The following is a 472-nucleotide window of genomic DNA, read 5'->3' on the forward strand; positions in this document are numbered from 1 at the left end:
GCCTGGCTGCCGCCTTGCTCCTACCCAGTCTCAGCCATGCACGGATTTTTAACGTGGCAGGAAAAGACCAAGGCTGTGGGCCAGGGTCACATTTCATGCGCAACGCCACTGTAGGAACGGGGACCGATGGAAAACTATTGTGGATCACCGTCTGCGCAACCGATGACCGCAAGCTTTCGAAAAATCCGGACGCTGCCCGCAAGCTCACTGGTCAGGATGTGGAAAAGGCAAACAAAACCGCAGGAAAATCTAAGCTTCCCGCAGCTTCCGGTACGCGATAAGCGGCCACTCCAGTTTTACTGTCTTGCCGCTGCCCAGCAGTGGTTCGCGGCAGTTCGCTGAAATGGTTAAGCGGCAAGAGCGGTATGGGTCGGTTATTCCGGATACCGGCTTATCTCACCAGCCTTAAAATCGGCTCGCCCCTTGGACAACGAGGGTTTTGCCAAAGTTTTTGGCAAATTTTGGTAAAAGG

General features: G+C 54.2%; 1 protein-coding gene. It reads left to right on the forward strand.

All coding sequences use genetic code 11. The features are described 5' to 3' along the window. Positions 1-281, forward strand: a 281-nt coding sequence (locus D0817_RS26705) for a hypothetical protein (protein ID WP_238160956.1), incomplete at its 5' end; no start/stop codon positions are given. Positions 282-472 lie beyond the last annotated feature (191 nt).

It is taken from the genome of Flavobacterium cupreum (assembly GCF_003996965.1).
GTDB classification, from domain to species: Bacteria; Bacteroidota; Bacteroidia; order Flavobacteriales; family Flavobacteriaceae; genus Flavobacterium; species Flavobacterium cupreum.